11 protein-coding genes are annotated in these 14,007 nt (G+C 71.2%); 7 read left to right on the top strand and 4 right to left on the bottom strand.

Annotated elements, in window-relative coordinates; genetic code table 11:
* Nucleotides 1–107: 107 nt before the first annotated feature.
* From K2Z83_RS24090 to K2Z83_RS24060, 7 genes are all read left to right on the top strand, one after another.
* Entirely contained in the window at nt 108–530 is a 423-nt protein-coding gene (locus tag K2Z83_RS24090) for a zinc ribbon domain-containing protein (protein WP_220597724.1), read from the top strand.
* Between the two features lie 154 nt (nt 531–684).
* Nucleotides 685–2,199, top strand: a complete 1,515-nt coding sequence (locus tag K2Z83_RS24085) for a hypothetical protein (protein ID WP_255604474.1) — start codon at nt 685–687, stop codon at nt 2,197–2,199.
* A 102-nt stretch (nt 2,200–2,301) separates the two neighbouring features.
* Nucleotides 2,302–3,312, top strand: a complete 1,011-nt coding sequence (locus K2Z83_RS24080; protein ID WP_220597723.1) for a MoxR family ATPase — start codon at nt 2,302–2,304, stop codon at nt 3,310–3,312.
* Nucleotides 3,313–3,375: 63 nt separating this feature from the next.
* A complete protein-coding gene (locus tag K2Z83_RS24075; protein ID WP_220597722.1) occupies nt 3,376–4,260 on the top strand; it encodes a DUF58 domain-containing protein in 885 nt (294 codons plus the stop codon).
* A gap of 27 nt (nt 4,261–4,287) precedes the next feature.
* Entirely contained in the window at nt 4,288–6,267 is a 1,980-nt protein-coding gene (locus tag K2Z83_RS24070; protein ID WP_255604473.1) for a VWA domain-containing protein, read from the top strand.
* Between the two features lie 101 nt (nt 6,268–6,368).
* Nucleotides 6,369–7,235 carry an ROK family protein gene (locus tag K2Z83_RS24065; RefSeq protein WP_220597721.1) on the top strand — a complete coding sequence of 289 codons (867 nt, stop codon included), beginning with the start codon at nt 6,369–6,371 and terminating at the stop codon, nt 7,233–7,235.
* A 74-nt stretch (nt 7,236–7,309) separates the two neighbouring features.
* On the top strand, nt 7,310–9,787 hold the full coding sequence (locus K2Z83_RS24060) for a glycoside hydrolase family 2 protein (protein WP_220597720.1): 2,478 nt from the start codon (nt 7,310–7,312) through the stop codon (nt 9,785–9,787).
* 20 nt (nt 9,788–9,807) lie between these two features.
* Here K2Z83_RS24060 and K2Z83_RS24055 read toward each other — a convergent pair whose 3' ends face one another.
* From K2Z83_RS24055 to K2Z83_RS24040, 4 genes are all read right to left on the bottom strand, one after another.
* A complete protein-coding gene (locus K2Z83_RS24055; RefSeq protein ID WP_220597719.1) occupies nt 9,808–11,697 on the bottom strand; it encodes a S9 family peptidase in 1,890 nt (629 codons plus the stop codon).
* Between the two features lie 116 nt (nt 11,698–11,813).
* Nucleotides 11,814–12,593 carry an SDR family NAD(P)-dependent oxidoreductase gene (locus K2Z83_RS24050; protein ID WP_220597718.1) on the bottom strand — a complete coding sequence of 260 codons (780 nt, stop codon included), beginning with the start codon at nt 12,591–12,593 and terminating at the stop codon, nt 11,814–11,816.
* A gap of 11 nt (nt 12,594–12,604) precedes the next feature.
* Entirely contained in the window at nt 12,605–13,594 is a 990-nt protein-coding gene (gene mgrA / locus K2Z83_RS24045; protein WP_220597717.1) for an L-glyceraldehyde 3-phosphate reductase, read from the bottom strand.
* Between the two features lie 73 nt (nt 13,595–13,667).
* Nucleotides 13,668–13,988 (bottom strand): hypothetical protein, encoded by a 321-nt coding sequence (locus K2Z83_RS24040; protein ID WP_220597716.1) that lies wholly within the window; start codon nt 13,986–13,988, stop codon nt 13,668–13,670.
* Nucleotides 13,989–14,007: the final 19 nt, after the last annotated feature.

Here is a 14,007-nt window from a genome sequence, read left to right as displayed (position 1 = left end):
ACGTTGCAACAGCCCTGCCTGAGAGGCGGCGAACTGACATTGACACCCGATTCTGCGCAATGTTATACTTCATGCACCGTGTCACCCTACCCACGAGGAGCCCCCCGATGGTTGAGCGAATCTGCCCGGCGTGTCAGCACGGCAACCCCCTCGACAACCGCTACTGCGGCGCGTGCGGCGGCCCCCTCCAGCAGGACGCCCTGGCCCGCGCAGAGCAGCCTCTATCGATCATGATCGCCGGCCAGCGGCTGCCGGTCGCCCAGGTCAAGCAGGTCGGCACGGCGCTGGCGGTGGGGCTGGCCACCGTGGCCGCCGAGGCCGGCGTGGCCTGGCTGCGCCGCCGCGCCGAGGCCGCCCGTCTGCCCGCCGTGATCCCCGCCCCGCAGCAGGCCGCAGCGATCATCAGGCCCGACGCCGACCTCGTGCGCAACACGGTCACGATCGTCAGCCAGCGCGTCGTCGAGGTCTGGGAGCACGGCAGCCTGGCCCGCCAGGTCGTCGAGAAGCACGTGTGGCGGAAGGAGCAGTGAGGAGTGTTGAGTGTTGAGTGTTGAGTGTTGAGTTATGGAACCCTACGGCTAAGCGCTACGTCTTGACAATAAGCAGTGTAGACACCGACAAGGTGCTGCCTGCTCCGCCTCTGAGGCACTCAACACTCAACACTCAACACTACAAAGGTAGCCCATGACCCTCTCCTCCTACGACACCGTCAAGAAGCAGCTCGGCCCGCTTGGCCTGCGGCTGCGGCTCAGCGATACGCTTCTCTTCGCCAGCAGGACGCTCTGGGCGGGGGCGGCCGGGTTTGCGCTGATCGCGCTGGCCGGCCGCTTCGTGCCGATCGTGAGCCTGCGGCTGTGGGCGCTCGCGCCGCTGCTGATCTGGCTGCTGGCCGTCCTGGGCTACGCCCTGCTGAAGCCCCTGCCGCCCCGGCGGGTGGCCCAGCGGGTCGATATCCTGCTCGACCTGCGCGAGCGCCTCTCCACGGCGTTCGAGCTGCACCAGCGGGAGGCCCACGACGCACTCAGCGAGCGCCAGCAGGAGGACGCCGGCATGATCGCCCGCGCCCTGAAGGCCGGCCAGCTGCCGCTGCGCTTCGACCGCACCTGGCTGCTGTGGAGCCTCGCGCCCCTGGCCTTCGGCATCGCGCTGCTGGTTATCCCCAACCCGCAGGACGCGGTGATCGCCCAGCGGCAGGCGGTGCAGGAGGCGCTCGTCCAGGCCGAGCAGCAGATCACGCAGCTTGAGCAGGAGCTGGCCAGGAACGCCGACCTGAGCCCGGCCGACCTTGAGCAGCTCCAGAAGGAGCTCGACGCCCTGCGCGAGAGCCTGCGCCGCAACCCCGGCGAGAAGCAGGACGCCCTGGCCGACCTCTCGGCCGCCGAGGCCCGGCTCCAGCAGCAGCTCGACCCGAGCGCCGACTCGCGACGCGCGGCCCTTGAGCAGATGGCGCGGAACCTCGAGGCGCTCTCCGGGCGTCAGCCGAGCCAGCGCCCCGACCTGAACCAGGCCGCGCAGGATCTTCAGCAGCTCGCCGACCAGATCGCCCAGATGTCCGAGGAGCAGCGCCAGCAGCTGGCCGACCAGCTCGCCCAGCAGGCCGCCCAGATGTCTGGCAGCGACCAGCAGACGGCCCAGAGTCTTGCGAACGCGGCCAGCGCGCTGCGCAGCGGCGACCCCCAGCAGGCGGCCCAGCAGCTCCAGCAGGCCGCGCAGAACACACAGCAGGCCCAGCAGGATCTGGCGAACCAGCAGGCGACCCAGCAGTCGCTCTCGCAGATGCAGAGCGCGCGCGAGCAGATCGCCCAGGCCGGTGAAGGGGCGCAGCAGGCCAGGGCCAGCAGGGCCAGCAGGGCCAGCAGGGCCAGCAGGGCGGCGGCGGCAGCAACGCGCCGAACCTTGGCCAGGGCCAGAGCAACAATGGCAGCAACGTCGACCCGAACCGCCCGGCGGGACAGCAGGGCCAGGGCAGCGGCAGCTCGGGCATGGTCTACCAGCCCTTCAAGCCCTCCGGGCAGACGGGCAACCCCGACTTCGTGCAGGGCCAGCAGGGGCAGGGAGGCCAGAGCCAGACCCAGCAGGGCCAGAGCAACCTGCCAGGGGCCAGCAACCCCTCGGTGGTGCCCTACGAGCAGATCTACCCCGAGTACTCGCGGGCGGCCAGCGAGGCCCTCGACCGCGGCTACATCCCGCCGCACCTGAAGGACTTTGTGCGGCGCTACTTCTCGCAGCTGGAGCCGGGAGCGAGCCAGTAAGTGAGGGCGCAGCAGCGCGGCGCTGCTGCGCCCCAACAGGAGACTATAGATGACCACCCCCGCCCCCCTGCCGCCGGCCCCGCCCCAGCTCAGCCCCGACGATTTCCGCCAGCGGGCGCAGCTGATCGAGGCCGAGGTGGCCAACGTGATCGTCGGCCAGCGCGACCTAGTGCGCCAGGTGGTGGTAACCCTGCTCGCCGGCGGCAACGCGCTGCTGGAGGGCGTGCCCGGCCTGGCGAAGACCACCCTGGTGCGCACGCTGGCCGACGTGATCGACTGTAGCTTCTCGCGCATCCAGTTCACGCCCGACCTGATGCCGGCCGACATCATCGGCACCACCCTGATCAGCGAGGATGAGCAGGGGCGCAAGGCCTTCCGCTTCGAGCCGGGGCCGATCTTCGCCAACATGGTGCTGGCCGATGAGATCAACCGGGCCACCCCGAAGACCCAGAGCGCCCTGCTGGAGGCCATGCAGGAGCGGACGGTGTCGGTGGCGAAGACCATCCACCAGCTGGACAAGCCCTTCTTCGTGCTGGCCACCCAGAACCCGCTGGAGATGGAGGGCACCTACCCGCTGCCCGAGGCCCAGCTCGACCGCTTCTTCTTCAAGGTGAACGTGGTCTTCCCCACCGCCGCCGAGCTGGTGGAGATCGCCCAGCGCACCACCGGCGCCCGCCGCCCGCAGACCCGCCACGTGGTCAACGGGGCGATGATCGTGGAGATGCAGGAGCTGGCGCGCACCGTGCCGATCGCCAGCCACGTCCTCTCCTACGCGGCCCGCCTGATCACCGCCACCCACCCCGGCGGCAAAGAGACGCCCGCCATCACCCGGCAGTACGTGCGCTACGGCGCGTCGCCGCGCGGCATGCAGGCGCTCATCCTGGCCGGCAAGATCATGGCCCTGCTCGACGGTCGCTTCAACGTGGCCTTCGCCGACCTGAAGGCCGCCGCCCTGCCCACCCTGCGCCACCGGGTCGTGCTCAACTTTGAGGCCCAGGCCGAGGGCGTCTCGTCCGACGAGGTGGTGCGGGGCGTGCTTGAGGCCGTTAAAGAGGAGTAAGGCCGAAGCATCTGAGATGCGCGCTTTGCGCGCATCTCAGATGCTTCGGCCCTACGAGGGCATATGACCACCGAACCCCTCCTCGAATCATCATTCATCCGCAAGCTGGACAATCTGTCGATCCTCACCCGGCGGGCGATGGCGGGCGACATCCAGGGCGAGCGGCGCAGCCCGCGGCGCGGCTCGTCGGTGGAGTTCGCCGACTTCCGGCCCTACACGAGCGGCGATGACATCCGCCAGATCGACTGGAACCTCTACGCCCGCGCCGAGCGCTTCTACCTGAAGCTGTTCGTGGCCGAGGAGGAGCTGAGCGTCCACCTGCTGGTGGACACCAGCGCCAGCATGGACTGGGGCGCGCCCAACAAGCTGCAGTATGCCAAGCGGCTGGCCGGCGCCTACGGCTACATCGCCCTGAGCAACCTCGACCGGGTGAGCGTGAGCGCCTTCGGCGCGGGGCCGCAGGCCGTGCCCATGCCCAGCGTGCGCGGCAAGCGCGGGGCCATCCCGCTGTTCAGCTTCCTCCAGCGCCTCGCGCCCGGCAAGGGCGGCGACCTGGCGAAGTCCTGCCGAACCTACATGCAGACGGCGCGCACCCCCGGCCCGCTGCTGCTCTGCTCCGACCTGCTCGACCCCGGCTGGAAGGAGGCCCTCGGCGCGCTCTCGTCGCGGCCCTTCGAGGTGACGGTGATGCACGTCCTGGCGCCCCAGGAGATCGCCCCCGATCTCGACGGCGACTTTACGCTGGTGGATGTGGAGGGCGGCGATCCGGTGGAGATCAGCGCCGACATCGGCCTGATCCAGCGCTACCGCGAGGGCCTGGAGCGCTGGCGCGAGGAGATCGAGAGCTTCTGCAACGGGCGCGGCATGAGCTACCTGGCCGTCGATACCTCCGTCCCCGTCGATGAGTTTGTGCTCTCGCAGATGCGCAGGCGCGGCGTGCTGAGATAATGTTGAATGTTAAATGTTGAATGTTGAATGCTGAATGCGGACACTCAACATTCAACATTCAACATTCAACATTTGCCCGGAGGGCACATGTCCCTGATCTCGCCCCTGGCCCTGCTCGGCGCCGCGATCGTCGGCCCGATCATCGTGGCCATGTACCTGCTCAAGCTGCGCCGCGAGGAGCGCCCGGTCTCGTCCACCTTCCTCTGGCGGAAGATGGTGCGCGACGTGGAGGCCAACGCGCCCTGGCAGAAGCTGCGCCGCAGCCTGCTGCTACTGCTCCAGCTCCTGCTCATGCTGCTGCTGGTGCTGGCCCTGGCCCGGCCCTTCTTCCAGACCCAGGGGATCAGCGGACGCAACCTGATCATCATCCTCGACCACTCGGCCAGCATGGGCGCCGCCGATGAGCCGACCTCGCGGCTGGAGGCCGCTAAGGCCAAGGCCACCCAGCTGATCGACCAGTTGCCCGACGGCGGCCGGGCCACGATCATCGCCGCCGGCGGCACCATGCAGGTGCCCGCCGCCTCGACCAGCGACCGGCGCGAGCTGCGGCAGGCGATCGGCGACATCCAGCTCGACAACGGCGGCGGCAGCGACCTCGGACAGCCGCTCACCCTGGCCTCAGCCCTGGCCGCCCGTGAGGAGGACAGCGAGGTCGCGATCATCTCCGACGGCAACGTCAGCATCCCCGGCGACATCCGCGTGCCGGCCCGGGTCAGCTACTTCCCGATCGGCCGCGACACCGAGAATGTGGCCGTGAGCGCGATCTCGCTCCAGCCCGGCCAGAACTCGCAGACGCTCTTTGTGCAGGTGACGAACTACGGTGCGTCCGCCGCCGCGCGTCGCCTCGATATCTACCTCGACGGGGCGATCTTCAACGCCTATAACCTGAGCCTTGAGCCCGACGCGGCCCGCGGCCAGAGCATCGTGGCCGAGATCCCGCCCCAGGTGCGGGTGGTCGAGGCGCGCCTGGACGGCGCGGACGCCCTGGCCGCCGACGACCGGGCCTACGCCGTGAGCACCCTGGGCGACGCGCTGAACGTGCGTCTTATCAGCCCCGGCAACCGCTTCCTAGAGACCGGCCTCGCCCTGCTGCCCGGCATCCAGGTGACGAAGGCGATCAGCGGGACAAGCACCTTCACCGAGACAGCCACCCAGATCCCGGTGACGATCATCGACGGGCGGGCGCCGGCGACCCTGCCGCCGGGCAATCTGCTCTTCATCGGGCCGATCAGCAGCACCGACTACTTCTCGGTGACGGGCGAGATCGCGTTCCCCAGCCTGCGCCCGATCGGCGGCGACGACCCCATCCTGCGCAACGTGAGCCTGAGCGAGGTGAGCGTGCTGAAGGCGGCGCGGATCGTGCCGGGGAGCTGGGCGCGGGTGCTGGTGGACAGCGACGGCGCGCCGCTGCTGGCGGTGGGCGAGCGCGACGGGCGGCGGGTCGCGGTGCTGGCCTTCGACCTGCACAACTCCGACCTGCCGCTGCAGGTGGCCTTCCCGCTGCTGCTCTCCAACCTGATGAGCTACCTGGCCCCCGGCAGCGGCGCCGAGGCCTCACAGCTGCTGCCCGGCCAGCCCCTGGCGCTCCAGGTGGACGCCAGCGTGACGGAGGTGCGGGTGACGCGGCCGGACGGCACGCTGTCCAGCTCGCGCGACGGCGGCGTGCAGATCCGCGAAGGACAGGCGATCTATGTCGACACCGACCCGCTGGGGGTCTACACGCTGGAGGAGCTGCGCGACGGCGCGGTGGTGGCGAGCCACCGCTACGCGGTGAACCTATTCTCGCCCAGGGAGTCGACGATCGCCGCGCAGCGCGACCTGACCGTGCCGCAGACCAGCGGGGCGCAGAGCACGATCAGCCGCGAGCGCGAGGGGCGTCAGGAGCTGTGGCGCTGGCTGGCCCTGGCCGCCCTGGTCATCCTGGTGGTCGAGTGGCTGGTCTACCAGCGCAACGGCCTGGCCTACCTGCGCCAGCGCTGGCGGCAGCGGCGGGCGGCGGCGCGCTAGGGGCTGTATTCGGGGCGCACCAATGCTGGCTCAGCCATTCTGTCCCCTATAGGGGCTATCGACGTGACAGGGCAGCACCCATGGCCAAAGGAGGCCCATCCATGCGCCGAGCGCCCCTTAAACTGCCAGCGGGCGTCGTCATTGCCCTGGACGTGGGCGGCACCTCGGTGAAGAGCGGGCTGGTGGACGCGTCCCCGGCGGTGGTCGGGCCGGTGCGCCAGACGCCGGTGGACAGCGGGGCGTCGGCCGAGGAGCTGCTCGCGCTGTTCCACAGGGTCGTGGCGGGGCACGTGGCCGAGCTTGAGGGCCGCGCCCTGCGCGGGGTGGGCGCGGCCTTCCCCAACCCCTTCGACTACGGGCGCGGGGTGAGCCTGATGCGCCACAAGTACGCGGCGCTCTACGGCGCGGACGTGGGCGCGGCCATGCGCGCCGCGCTGCCCGACCCGGCACCGCCTATCGCCTTCCGCAACGACGCCGAGGCCGCCGTGGTCGGCGAGGCCCGCTTCGGCGCGGGCACGCCCTTCCGCCGGGTGATCGGGGTCACCCTGGGCACCGGGCTGGGGGCCTGCTTCGTGGCCGACGGCCGGGCCGTGCGCGCCGGGCCGGAGGCGACCGTGGGCGGCGAGCTGTGGGACCAGCCCTTCCAGGGTGCCCAGGCCGACGACTGGTTCTCCATCCGCGGGCTCCAGGCCCGCCTGGGGGCAGACGACATCCGCGCGGCCGCCGGGCGGGCCGCCGGGGGCGACGCGGCCATGCGGGCGGGGTTCGCATCCTTCGGCGACGACCTGGGGCGCTTTCTCGCCCCCTACGTCGCCCAGTTTCGCGCCGAGGCCCTGCTGGTGCTCGGCGGGCTGGCCGGCGCTGGCGCGCACTTCCTGCCCGCCCTGGGCGCGGCCCTGCCCGTGCCCGCGCTGCCCGGCGAGCGCGGCGCCCACGCCGCCCTGCTCGGCGCGGCGGCAGACCTCTAGGACGATGTACGGGCGCAGCGTGCTGCGCCCAATGGCAGCGCGCTGTGCCCAACAGTAGCTGGAGAGCATACCTCATGCATCAGATCACCCTTACCGCCGGCTGGCAGCTCAAGCGACGTGATGCTGGCCGCGCCCTCGCCGCCGATTTGGGCGACGGCGACGGCTGGCTGCCGGCCACCGTGCCCGGCGGTGTCTTCGCGGCCCTGCTGGCTGCCGGCCGTATCCCCGACCCATTTTTCGGAACCAACGAGCTTGATGTCCAGTGGGTCGGCGAGGCCGACTGGCTGTTCCGCTGCGCCTTCGCGCTGAGCGATGAGGATCTGGCCGCCGGGCCGGGCGCACTCTGCCTCGACGGGCTCGACACCTTCGCCACAGTCATCCTGAACGGCCGGCAGGTACACAGCGGCGACAACATGTTCGCCCCGGCCCGCGTCGATGTCTCAGGCCTGCTGCGCGCCGGCGAGAACGAGCTGGGGATCCTCTTCGAGTCGGCCATGCGCCGGGGCAAGCTGATCGAGGCCGAGCGCGGCCGGCTGCACCTGTGGAATGGCGACGCCAGCCGGCTCTATGTGCGCAAGGCCCAGTACCACTACGGCTGGGACTGGGGGCCGACCCTGATGGACGCCGGCCCCTGGCGGCCGGTGCGCCTGGAGCTGGGCGCGGCCCGCATCGCCGAGCTGCGCTGCCCGGCCGAGGTGGCCGATGACCTTGAGGCGGCCGATCTGCCGGTGACGGTGTCCCTGGAGGGCGCCGAGGGCCTGCGGGTGCGCCTGGCCCTGATTAGCCCCGGCGGCGCGCTGGCGGATGAGGCCAGCGTGGATGTGTCCGACGGCGCGGCCAGCCACAGCTTCCGCCTGGAGGAGCCGCAGCTCTGGTGGCCGAACGGCTACGGCGCGCAGCCGCTCTACCGCCTGGAGGCGACCCTGCTGCGCGAGGGGGAGCCGCTCGACCGACGCGAGCTGCGGCTCGGCCTGCGCCGGCTGCGCCTGGTGCAGGAGCCGCTGGAGGACGCGCCGGGCACCAGCTTCTGCTTCGAGGTGAACGGCACGCCGATCTTCGGCGGCGGGGCCAACTGGATCCCCGCCGATAGCCTGATCAACCGGATCGCGCCCGAGCGCTACCGGGCCTGGGTCGATCTCGCGGCGAAGGCCAACATGGTGATGCTGCGAGTCTGGGGCGGCGGGGTCTACGAGGACGAGGCCTTCTACCAGGCCTGCGACGAGCGGGGCATCCTGGTCTGGCAGGACTTTATGTTCGCCTGCGGGATGTACCCGGCCCACCCGGAGTTCCAGGCCAGCGTGCGGGCCGAGGCCCAGGCCCAGGTGAAAAGGCTGCGCCACCACGCCTGCCTGGCCCTCTGGTGTGGCAACAACGAGGACTATGCGATCGCCGAGTCGGTCGGGAAGTACGATGCGCGCGTCACCAGCAACCTCGCCGCGAGCGCCTTCCCGGCCCGCGCGATCTACGAGGAGCTGCTGCCCGAGGTCTGCGCGCAGCTCGACCCGGCCCGACCCTACTGGCCGGGCAGCCCCTACGGCGGCAGCAGCAGCGCCGACCAGACGGTGGGCGACCGGCACAGCTGGGATGTCTGGCACGGGCAGATGGCGCCCTACCAGCACTACCCGAGGTACACGGCGCGCTTCGTGAGCGAGTTCGGCATGCAGGCCGCCCCGCATATGCGCACGGTGGAGGAGTTCGCCCCGCCCGAGGAGCGCCGGCCGGGCAGCCGCAGCTTCGAGTTCCACAACAAGGCCTTCGACGTGGGCAAGGGCATCGCCGACGGCCCGCGCCGGCTGGCCGTCTACATCAGCGACACGGTGGGCGCGACGGGCGAGATGGAGGGCTACATCTACGCCAGCCAGCTCATGCAGGCCGAGGCCCTGGCCGCCGCCTACGCCGGATTCCGGCGGGGCTGGGGCGGGCCGGGCCGGGCGCACTGCGGCGGCGCGCTGGTCTGGCAGATCAACGACTGCTGGCCGGTGACGAGCTGGGCGATCGTGGACTGGCGGCTGCGCCCGAAGCCGGCCTACTTCATCCTGCGCCGCCAGCTAGCCCCGCTGAGCCTGAACATGGCCCACACCGAGGGCGGCGCGCAGATCTGGGCGGTGAACGGCGGCCTGGGGGCGGTCGCGGCGGAGCTGGAGCTGACGGCCTACGCGCTGGGCGGCGCGCGGCGCGAGCTGGGCCGGCGATCCGTCGAGCTGGGGCCGAACCGGGCCACCGAGCTGGGCGGCCTGCCCGCCGTGGGGCCGGGCGAGGTGATCGGGGCGCGGCTGCTGCGCGGCGGGGAGACGCTGGCCCGGGCGGCGCTCTGGCCCGAGCCGCTGAAGTACCTGGAGCTGCGCGACCCCGAGCTGCGGGTGGAGCGGCTGGGCGATGACCGCCTGCGGGTCAGCGCCGACCGGCCGGCCAAGGGGGTCTGGCTGGACGCGGGCGACGGGGTGGAGTGGAGCGACAACATGCTCGACCTGCTCCCCGGCGACCCCCAGGAGCTGACGGCGGCGGGCCTGGGGGGCGCCGCGCTGACGGCGATCTGCCTGCGGACGGCGTAGGGCCGCCGCGTGCTGCGGCCCTACGCGAAGAGTACGTGCTGCCGCAGGAAGGCCTCGACCGAGGTGTAGAACGCCTCGATCGTCTCGGGCCGGCGCCAGCCGTGGCCCTCACCGGGGTAGAGCTGGTAGATGTGCGGCACGCCGCCCCGCCGCAGGGCGGCCACGATCTCCTCGGCCTGCGCGGGCGGCACCACATTGTCCTCGGCGCCCTGGAAGACCGCGATCGGGTCGCGGATCAGGTCGGCGTGGAAGATCGGCGAGCGATCGCGGTAGCGGTCGGCCGTCTCGGGCAGCGGGCCGACGATCAGGTCGAGGTAGCGGGCCTCGAACTTGTGGGTGTCGGCGGCCAGGGTGAACAGGTTCGCGACGCCGTAGAGGCAGATCCCGGCCCGGAAGGTGCCCGGGGCGCGGCAGAGCGACTCCAGCACCGTGTATCCGCCGGCGCTGCCGCCGTAGATCACCAGCCGGCCCGGGTCGGCCGCCCCCGACTCGCCCAGGTAGCGCGCCGCGCTCGCCGCGTCCTCCACATCGCAGACACCCCAGCTATCGCGCAGGGCGAGCATGTAGGGCCGGCCGTAGCCGGTGCTGCCGCGGTAGTTCACGTCGAGCACGGCGTAGCCCCGGGTGACGAAGAACTGGGTGGCGGCGCTGTAGCTCGCCTCGGCCTGGCCGGTGGGCCCGCCGTGGATGCGTATGATCGCCGGCGGGCGCGGGCCATCCTGCCCCGGCGTGTAGCCCGGCGGCAGGTAGAGCAGGCCGTGGGCCGTGGCCCCGCCGGCCGTGGGCCAGATCACCGGGCGGGCGGCGGCCATCTGCGCGGCCGGAACCAGCTCGGACGAGCTGCGTCGGAGGATGTGGGTGCGCGCCCCGTCGGCCAGCACCACCCGCGCCGGGATGACACTGGAGGAGGCGATGCCGGCGAGGCGATCCTCGGCGGGAGAGGCGGCGGGCTGCTCAAACCACGTGTAGCCCTCGCCGGCGCCGAGGGGCTGGGCCGGACCGCCGGCGGCAGGCTGCACCATCACGTGGCGCACGCCGCCCCGGTTGCGCAGGAGGTAGACCCGCGCGCTGTCGTGGCTCCAGCAGAACGTCCGCATGCCCTGGGCCCAGGCCGGCTGGGCGTGCTCGGCCTCGACATCGGTGAGCTGCCTCACCGCGCCGTCGGCCAGGTCGCGCAGGTAGATCTGGCCCCAGCCAGTCTCGTCGCTCACATAGGCTAGCGTGCGGCCGTCGGGCGAGAACGCCGGCTGGAAGATCGCCGTGTCGGGGCCGCCGGCGAGCAGGCGCACCTCCCGGGCCGCGGGGGTCACGCCGGCCAGATCGAGCTCGACCAGATAGAGGCCAGTGCCATCCCACGGCATGTTCGGGAAGTCCCAGGCCACGAAGGCCACCCGGTCGCCGGCGGGGTGCCAGCACGGCTGCATAAAGAAGTCGTGGCCCGTCACGAGGCGCTGGGGCCACTGGCCGCCGTCGGCGGGGCAGATCGCCAGGCAGTCCACGCCGGCGTCGGAGTGGACGTAGAGCAGCCAGCGGCCGTCGGGCGAGAGGGCGGGCGATGCGGCGTGGCCGAAGGCCGGGGTGACGGGCGCGGCCGGGCCGCCCTCGATCGGCTGGCGGAAGATCCGGCCCGAGCCGCCCTCGGCGAAGAAGACAGCCCCGTGGCCGACGCAGAAGTCGCCGCCGCCGTAGCCGACGCGGGCGCGCACCGCGAGGTCGCCGGGGGTCAGGTCGCGCGGGGCGTCGCCGCCCCGCGCGTCGGCGCAGACCAGCACGCCGCGCGCGCCGCGGCCCTCGTGCCAGACGACGCGGCGGCCGTCGCTGTCCCACTGGACATCGTAGATCCGCAGGTCGCCGGCGAGCCCGCGCGGCGTGATCGGGCTGGGCCAGAGGCCGAATGGCTGCTCGGGCATGGGAGCCTCCTCGGATAGTCAGGATCGCGCAGGTGTTGCACCCAATGTTGAATGTTGAATGTTGAATGTTGAATGCGTAGCTGCATTCAACATTCAACATTCAACATTCAACATTATTAATACCCCTCGGGCATCCGCCCGGAGAGCGACCAGCCCCCGTCCACCACCAGGGTCTGCCCGGTGATCTGGGCGGCCTCGGGCGAGGCCAGGAAGCGCACGGCGGCGGCGATATCGGAGCCCTGGTTGGCCCGGCCGGCGGGCATAAGCGCGCCCCAGTCGCGCTCGTAGTGCGGCGTCTCGCTGAGCGTGCGCTCGGTGACGGTGGCGCCAGGGGCGACGGCGTTGACCGTGATGCCGCGGGGGCCGAGCTCGACGGCTAGGGCGCGGGCCATGGCCATGATCCCGGCCTTAGAGATGCCGTAGGTGCCCAGGCCGCCCACCACGCGGATGCCGGTCACCGAGGCCATCAGGATGATCCGCCCGGCGATCTTCTGGGCGATCATGGCCCGCGCGGCGGCCTGGGCGGTAAAGTAGGTGCCGCGCAGGTTCACCGCCATCAGCCGGTCGAACCCGGTGGGCTCATCGTCGAGGAAGGAGCCGAAGCGGGTGATCCCGGCGTTTGCCACGCAGATGTGCGGGCCGCCGAGCCGCGCGCCGACCTCATCAATCGTCGCCCGCACCCACTCCACGTCGGCGATGTCGCCGGGGTAGGCGCGCACCGCATCGGCCACGCGCCCCTCGTTCAGCCGCGCCGCCGCGTCCCTGGCCGCGTCCGGGTCGATGTCGTTGAGCGCCACCAGCGCGCCCGCATCCGCAAGGCTCCGGCAGACCGCGTAGCCGATCCCGGTGCCCGCCCCGCTGACGAAGGCGACATGGCCGGCGAGGGGTGTGTTCATCAGTGCGCTCCTCACCCGGCCAGGATGGCCTCGATCGCCGCCAGCTCCTCGGCGCTGAACTGCGTGTTGGCGGCGGCGGCCACGCTGTCGTCAACCTGCGCGACCCGGCTGGCCCCGATCAGCGCCGATGTGACCACCGGGTCGCGCAGGGTCCAGGCCAGGGCCAGCTGGGCCAGGCTCTGGCCGCGGGCCTGGGCCAGATCGTTGAGCTGGCGCACCTTGGCGATCTTCTCGTCGGTGATGTGGGCGGGCCGCAGGAAGCCGTGGGGCTTGGATGCCCGCGAGCCCTCGGGCACGCCGGCCAGGTACTTATCGCTCAGCAGGCCCTGGGCCAGCGGCGAAAAGACGATGCAGCCGATCCCCTCATCGCGCAGGGCGTCGGTCAGGCCGCCCTCGATCCATCGGTTGAACATGCTGTAGCTCGGCTGGTGGATGAGACAGGGCGTGCCCAGGCCGCGCAGGATCTCGGCCGCCTGCCGGGTCAGCTCAGCGGGGTAGTTCGAGATGCCCGCGTAGAGCGCCTTGCCGCTGCGCACAATCTGATCGAGGGCGCCCATCGTCTCCTCAAGCGGCGTGTCGGGGTCGGGCCGGTGGTGGTAGAAGATGTCCACATAGTCCAGGCCCATGCGGCGCAGGCTCTGGTCGAGGCTAGAGACCAGGTACTTGCGCGAGCCGAAGTCGCCGTAGGGGCCGGGCCACATGCCGTAGCCGGCCTTGCTGGAGATGATCAGCTCGTCGCGGTAGGGCCGCAGGTCATCGCGCATGATCTGGCCGAAGGTCTCCTCGGCCGAGCCGGGCGGCGGGCCGTAGTTATTCGCCAGGTCGAAGTGGGTCACGCCGAGATCGAAGGCGCGGCGCAGCATGGCCCGCGCGTCCTCCCGGCGGTCCACGCCGCCGAAGTTATGCCACAGCCCCAGCGAGATGGCCGGCAGCTTGAGGCCGCTGCGCCCGCAGCGGTTGTAGGGCATCGCGCCGTAGCGCGTGTCGCTAGCCTGATACATATCGTGCTCCTTATTGATTGCAGATTGCAGATTGCAGATTGCAGATTGCGCCAAATCTACACGCTACAATCCATCAGACGTTCTCCTCGCGGTCGAGCGAGAGGTAGATCGGCCCGGCGCCGAGCAGGAAGATCAGCGAGCTGGCGCAGCCGGTGCGGTTCGAGGTGCTGAAGCGGGCGTGCTCGCCCTCGGCCAGCTCGAAGTCGATGCTCTTGCCGACCAGGGTGTTATGGGCGCGCACCGTGTGCCGCCCCGGCGCGATGACGCGCGTCACCGACTGCTTGTTTTTGAGCGTGGCGATCAGCTCGTCGTCGAGCCAGACCCGCACCTCGCGGATGCCGATGTCGCTCTCTAGCGTGCGCGCGACCGTGATCTGTGTCTGTGGTGTATCCATAGGGCTCTCCCAGCAGAGG

Origin of the sequence: Oscillochloris sp. ZM17-4 (assembly GCF_019599295.1) — a bacterium.
GTDB lineage: Bacteria > Chloroflexota > Chloroflexia > Chloroflexales > Chloroflexaceae > Oscillochloris.
The sequence above is the reverse complement of the archived record's forward strand: the minus strand, read 5'-3'. Positions and strand labels throughout refer to the sequence as shown.

Excerpts from the sequence above, each read along its gene's own strand:
- K2Z83_RS24090 (WP_220597724.1), top strand. The coding sequence starts at position 108 with ATGGTTGAGCGAATCTGCCCGGCGTGTCAGCACGGCAACCCCCTCGAC.
- K2Z83_RS24085 (WP_255604474.1), top strand. The coding sequence starts at position 685 with ATGACCCTCTCCTCCTACGACACCGTCAAGAAGCAGCTCGGCCCGCTT.
- K2Z83_RS24080 (WP_220597723.1), top strand. The coding sequence starts at position 2,302 with ATGACCACCCCCGCCCCCCTGCCGCCGGCCCCGCCCCAGCTCAGCCCC.
- K2Z83_RS24075 (WP_220597722.1), top strand. The coding sequence starts at position 3,376 with ATGACCACCGAACCCCTCCTCGAATCATCATTCATCCGCAAGCTGGAC.
- K2Z83_RS24070 (WP_255604473.1), top strand. The coding sequence starts at position 4,288 with ATGCTGAATGCGGACACTCAACATTCAACATTCAACATTCAACATTTG.
- K2Z83_RS24065 (WP_220597721.1), top strand. The coding sequence starts at position 6,369 with ATGCGCCGAGCGCCCCTTAAACTGCCAGCGGGCGTCGTCATTGCCCTG.
- K2Z83_RS24060 (WP_220597720.1), top strand. The coding sequence starts at position 7,310 with ATGCATCAGATCACCCTTACCGCCGGCTGGCAGCTCAAGCGACGTGAT.
- K2Z83_RS24055 (WP_220597719.1), bottom strand. The coding sequence starts at position 11,697 with ATGCCCGAGCAGCCATTCGGCCTCTGGCCCAGCCCGATCACGCCGCGC.
- K2Z83_RS24050 (WP_220597718.1), bottom strand. The coding sequence starts at position 12,593 with ATGAACACACCCCTCGCCGGCCATGTCGCCTTCGTCAGCGGGGCGGGC.
- mgrA (WP_220597717.1), bottom strand. The coding sequence starts at position 13,594 with ATGTATCAGGCTAGCGACACGCGCTACGGCGCGATGCCCTACAACCGC.
- K2Z83_RS24040 (WP_220597716.1), bottom strand. The coding sequence starts at position 13,988 with ATGGATACACCACAGACACAGATCACGGTCGCGCGCACGCTAGAGAGC.